Origin of the sequence: Buttiauxella agrestis ATCC 33320, from assembly GCF_000735355.1 — a bacterium.
GTDB classification, from domain to species: domain Bacteria; phylum Pseudomonadota; class Gammaproteobacteria; order Enterobacterales; family Enterobacteriaceae; genus Buttiauxella; species Buttiauxella agrestis.
Map to the genome: position 1 here is coordinate 1 of NZ_JMPI01000039.1, position 5,503 is coordinate 5,503.

Below are 5,503 nucleotides of genomic sequence, written 5' to 3' on the forward strand. Positions count from 1 at the left end.
TTACACCGCTCTGAACGCGATATCTGCAGGGATCACTTCCCCACCCCAGTAAAGCTGGGCTGCAACGCTTCCAGCCAACTGGCGATATATCGCCGTAAACTCGCTTTCCGGGCGGCTAATCACCGTCGGTTTACCGGCATCGAGATCTTCACGCAGCGTAATGTGCAGCGGCATCTGACCCAGCAGTTTGGTGTGGTACTGATCCGCCAGTTTCTGCGCACCGCCAGTGCCGAAAATCGGCTCGTGGTGCCCGCAATTGCTGCAAATGTGCATGCTCATGTTTTCAACGATACCCAATACTGGCACATCGACTTTCTCAAACATCACAATACCTTTGCGGGCGTCAATCAGCGCAATATCCTGCGGCGTTGTCACCACTACCGCCCCCGTTACAGGGATATTTTGCGCCAGCGTGAGCTGGATATCGCCCGTTCCAGGCGGCATATCCAGCACCAGATAATCGAGATCTGGCCACATGGTTTCTTGCAGCATTTGCATCAGCGCTTTGCTGGCCATCGGGCCACGCCACACCATCGCGTTTTCATCCGTCACCAAATAACCAATGGAGTTTGTTGCCAGGCCATGCGCCACGATTGGCGTCATGTGCGTGCCATCAGGCGACGTTGGGCGCTCGTGTTCCGCGCCCAGCATGGTTGGGATCGACGGGCCGTAAATATCCGCATCCAGAATCCCGACCTTTGCCCCTTCGGCAATCAGCGCCAGCGCCAGGTTGACCGCCGTGCTGGATTTACCCACACCGCCTTTGCCTGAACTCACCGCAATAATGTTTTTCACGCCGCTAATGCCGGGGTGATTTTTCACACGTTTTAGCGTGGCGATGTTGTGGCTCAGTTTCCAGTCCACCGCTTTTGCGCCGGTAATACGCAATAAATCCGAGCTGCACTGTTCTTGCAGTTCTTCAAACGCGCTGCGCCAGACAAACGGCATAAGCAGTTCGACGTGCAGCGTGTCATCCAGCATAGCGACGTGATGCAGCGCTTTAAGCGCGGTCAGATTATGTTTGAGGGTTGGGTGCTGAAAATTGGCCAGTGTCCCGGCGACCATAGCGCGTAGCTGCTCGGGGGAACGACTTGACGGGGATTGCGAATTCATCCCGGCTCCTTATGTTTTTATTGTCGGACATTGCAGTTTGTTAAGCATACCAGAAGCCACCAGGCACGATAAAATTTCCTTGTTCACCTTGTGTGGTTTACCGCAAGGCGGCTCTCAGTTAACATCTAAGGCCCTTTTCTCTTTAGAAGATGCAATTTCTACTATGGCTCATACCGCGAAAAAATTATTGGTAACGTGCGCACTCCCGTACGCTAACGGCTCAATCCACCTTGGTCACATGCTGGAGCACATCCAGGCTGACGTCTGGGTCCGTTACCAACGAATGCGCGGAAACATGGTCAACTTCATCTGCGCAGACGATGCACACGGTACGCCTATCATGCTGAAAGCACAGCAATTAGGGATTACCCCAGAACAGATGATTGCCGAGATGAGTCAGGAGCATCAGACTGATTTTGCTGGCTTTAACATCAGCTACGATAACTATCATTCCACGCACAGCGACGAAAACCGCGAGCTGGCGTCGCTGATTTATGGCCGTCTGAAAGAGAACGGTTTCATTAAAAACCGTACCATTTCTCAACTTTTCGACCCGGAAAAAGGCATGTTCCTGCCTGACCGTTTCGTGAAAGGCACCTGCCCAAAATGTAAAGCCCCGGACCAATACGGCGATAACTGCGAAGTGTGTGGCGCAACATATAGCCCAACCGAGCTGATTAACCCGCAATCCGTGGTTTCCGGCGCAACGCCTGTGATGCGTGATTCCGAGCACTTCTTCTTTGATTTGCCATCATTTAGCGAAATGCTGCAAGCCTGGACTCGTTCTGGCGCGCTGCAAGAGCAAGTGGCGAACAAAATGCAGGAGTGGTTCGAGTCTGGCCTGCAACAGTGGGATATTTCCCGCGATGCACCGTACTTCGGCTTCGAGATTCCTGATGCGCCGGGCAAATATTTCTACGTCTGGCTGGACGCGCCAATCGGTTACATGGGCTCCTTCAAAAACCTGTGCGACAAACGCGGCGATACCGAAAGCTTTGACGAATACTGGAAGCAAGATTCTACGACCGAGCTGTACCACTTCATCGGTAAAGACATCGTGTATTTCCACAGCCTGTTCTGGCCTGCGATGTTGGAAGGCAGCGGTTTCCGTAAGCCAACCAACCTGTTCGTTCACGGCTACGTGACGGTGAACGGCGCGAAGATGTCCAAATCTCGCGGCACGTTCATTAAAGCCAGCACCTGGTTGAACCATTTCGACGCCGATAGCCTGCGTTATTACTACACCGCGAAACTCTCTTCGCGCATCGACGATATCGACCTGAACCTGGAAGATTTCGTGCAGCGCGTGAACAGCGATATCGTCAACAAAGTGGTCAACCTGGCATCCCGTAATGCCGGCTTTATTGCCAAGCGTTTTGACGGCCAGCTATCTGCTGAAATCGCTGACCCGGCGTTGTACAAAACCTTTACCGATGCGGCGCAAACTATTGGCGAAGCGTGGGAAAGTCGCGAATTTGGTAAAGCCGTGCGTGAAATTATGGCGCTTGCAGACGTGGCAAACCGCTACGTTGACGAACAAGCGCCGTGGGTTGTGGCGAAGCAAGAAGGCCGCGATGCTGACCTGCAAGCCATCTGCACCATGGGTATTAACCTGTTCCGCGTGCTGATGACCTGGCTGAAACCGGTTCTGCCTACGCTTGCGGAGCGCACTGAAGCCTTCCTGAACTGTGAATTAACCTGGGATAGCATCAATACCCCGCTGCTGAATCACAAAGTAAATAACTTCAAAGCGCTGTATAACCGCATTGAAATGAAACAGGTTGAATCGCTGGTTGAAGCCTCCAAAGAAGAAGTGAAAGCCGCTGCCGCTCCGGTCACTGGCCCACTGGCTGACGACCCAATCGGCGAAACCATTGCCTTTGATGATTTTGCGAAAGTGGATCTGCGTGTGGCGCTGATTGAGAAAGCAGAATTTGTTGAAGGTTCTGACAAGCTGCTGCGCCTGACGCTGGATCTTGGCGGTGAGAAACGCAACGTGTTCTCCGGCATTCGTTCTGCTTACCCGGACCCGGCAGCACTTGAAGGCCGTTTGACCATTATGGTGGCAAACCTGGCTCCGCGTAAAATGCGCTTCGGCATCTCAGAAGGGATGGTGATGGCGGCAGGTCCTGGCGGGAAAGATATCTTCCTGTTAAGCCCTGACAGCGGAGCGCAAGCCGGTATGGCGGTTAAGTAATACCGAACGCTACAAACAAAATACCCCGGCATGCCGGGGTATTTTTTTGCTTGTTGTGGGGAGATAAGTTGTAGGTTGGATAAGCGAAGCGTCATCCAACAGATAAAGCTACGCGTCCGTCCGATTACCCACGCTTTTATCTTTCAAAAACACAAACATCAAACCTAACCAAATCACACCGCCAAACAAATTCAGCAGGCTGAACAGACCGTTGCCGCCAAACAGATAAGCGTGTTTGCTCACTTCGATACCGACGGTGAAAATCAGCATCTGCAACATGCCCATTGCCGCCGAAACTGTGCCTTTGCTCATGTCACTGGCAAATAGCGTCAGGCGCACCAGGCCTGCGTTGGCAAGGCCAATACCGAAGGCGTAAATGCTCAACCCGGCAGTCATCCACAAATAAGCATGTGTTGATGCCACGGTTGCAATAGCGGCCACCACCAGCCCCGGTACAATCCACCAGCCGCCCATAATAATCAGCGAGCGCACGCTGCGGCGTGACGTTAAACGCGCCAGCACCAGATTGCCGAGAATCAATGCGCCGAAGATAGGCACCTGCAATAAACCATATTCGTACGTCGACAGCTTTTCACCGCTAATGATGATAATCGGTGACTGCGCAATCCACGCCAGCAACGGCAGGCTGACAAAACCAATCGCCAGCGCCCCGGCCACAAAGCGCCCGTTTTTCAGCACCAGTTTGTAGTCATGCCCTAAATCGCGCAGCGAGAGTTTTTCACCCAGACGCGTCGCGGTTTCCGGCATCGCGCGGTGTAAGCCGTAGAAAGAGAACGCCGCCAGTGCTGCAAATAGCACAAACATGGTTTCCCACGGCGCGTAGTGGATCCACGCGGCCCCAACCAAAGGGCCGAGTAGCGGCGCAATGAGCGCCACGTTCGCCATCAGCGCCGTGATTTTGATACACACCGCCTCCTCGAACGATTCTTGAATTGCCGCATAACCGACCGCGCCAATAAAGCACAAGCTGACCCCTTGCAGGAATCGCAGGAAAGTAAATTGCTCGATGTTTTGCGCCAGCAAAGTCGCCAGGCAAGTGACGATAAACCACACCACGCCGGTCAACATCACCGGGCGACGGCCAATACGATCCGAAAGCGGCCCTAACAGCCACTGTAAAAACATGCCGCCAGCCAAATACGCAGTCATGGAGGTCGGCACCCATTCGATTCCCGCGTTGTATTGTTCGACAACCGCCAGCATGCCGGGCTGGATCATGTCATTGCCGATATACGTAGAAAATTCATAGAGCACCAGGCACAGCGGGAATAGCAGTGCCTGGCGACCCAGTCGCTTATTATTTTGCATGAAAAACTCGAAGGAGAAGAAAAACGAACGAAGTGTAATAAATTGGCTTCTCGGTAGATAGTGAATTGTTATTTAACAAGCACAATCGTTCAGTCGTTTAAGGATTTCTTAAGAAGCTCAAAGTAGGCTGTCGTCCTATGGTCACGATGCAGGGTGTACGGCATCATCTTCATTTGAAGGTTAAGGAACTCATAACGTTATGATTGAACAATTGAATCAGTCTCTTTTTTTGCTGATGAATGCCACACCTGAATCGCCCGAATGGTTGATTAAATTTGCCATTTTTATTGCCAAAGATTTGATTAACATCGTGCCACTGTTGATTGCCATTCTGTGGTTGTGGGGGCAACGCCGCCAGATGACTGCACAACGTGTCGTCGTGATTAAGACCGCGCTGGCCATTATCGTTAGCGTGTCGCTATCGTGGATTATCGGCCATGCTTTCCCGCACGACAGGCCGTTTGTCAGCGGATTTGGCTATAACTTCCTGCATCACGCGCCAGATGATTCTTTCCCAAGCGACCACGGCACGGTGATTTTCACCTTCGCGCTGGCGTTTTTGTTCTGGCATCGGGTTTGGTCTGGCGTGGTGCTTTTTGCTATCGCCTGCGCGATTGCCTGGTCACGCGTTTATCTTGGCGTGCACTGGCCGTTGGATATGCTCGGCGGTTTGCTGGTGGGCTTGTGTTCTTGCCTGTTGGCGCAAATGGTCTGGAACCTGCTTGGCGAGTCGATTTATGCGCGCTTGCATCAGGCCTATCGTTTCTGCTTTGCCCTGCCCATCCGCAAAGGTTGGGTGCGTGACTAACCCTTTGAGCAAAGGTAAGATGCGTTAATTAACGCCCTCACCCCAACCCTCTCCTT

Annotated in this window: 4 protein-coding genes; 2 read left to right on the forward strand and 2 right to left on the reverse strand. The window is 52.6% G+C overall.

The features are described 5' to 3' along the window. Window positions 1-1,113, reverse strand: coding sequence for an iron-sulfur cluster carrier protein ApbC (gene apbC / locus GBAG_RS13420; RefSeq protein WP_034496916.1), 1,113 nt, complete (start codon window positions 1,111-1,113; stop codon window positions 1-3). Between the two features lie 163 nt (window positions 1,114-1,276). Between apbC and metG the strand changes: the two genes are divergently transcribed. Further along, the gene (gene metG / locus GBAG_RS13425) at window positions 1,277-3,310 is read left to right on the forward strand and encodes a methionine--tRNA ligase (RefSeq protein WP_034496917.1); all 2,034 of its coding nucleotides are present in this window, start codon (window positions 1,277-1,279) and stop codon (window positions 3,308-3,310) included. Window positions 3,311-3,418: 108 nt separating this feature from the next. Here the strand turns inward: metG and GBAG_RS13430 are convergent, their stop codons facing one another. Next, window positions 3,419-4,639, reverse strand: a complete 1,221-nt coding sequence (locus GBAG_RS13430; RefSeq protein WP_034496921.1) for an MFS transporter — start codon at window positions 4,637-4,639, stop codon at window positions 3,419-3,421. 199 nt (window positions 4,640-4,838) lie between these two features. On the opposite strand from GBAG_RS13430, the gene ybjG reads away from it, so the two are divergent. Then, window positions 4,839-5,447, forward strand: a complete 609-nt coding sequence (gene ybjG, locus GBAG_RS13435; RefSeq protein WP_034496923.1) for an undecaprenyl-diphosphate phosphatase — start codon at window positions 4,839-4,841, stop codon at window positions 5,445-5,447. Window positions 5,448-5,503 lie beyond the last annotated feature (56 nt).

Excerpts from the sequence above, each read along its gene's own strand:
- apbC (WP_034496916.1), bottom strand. The coding sequence starts at position 1,113 with ATGAATTCGCAATCCCCGTCAAGTCGTTCCCCCGAGCAGCTACGCGCT.
- metG (WP_034496917.1), top strand. The coding sequence starts at position 1,277 with ATGGCTCATACCGCGAAAAAATTATTGGTAACGTGCGCACTCCCGTAC.
- GBAG_RS13430 (WP_034496921.1), bottom strand. The coding sequence starts at position 4,639 with ATGCAAAATAATAAGCGACTGGGTCGCCAGGCACTGCTATTCCCGCTG.
- ybjG (WP_034496923.1), top strand. The coding sequence starts at position 4,839 with ATGATTGAACAATTGAATCAGTCTCTTTTTTTGCTGATGAATGCCACA.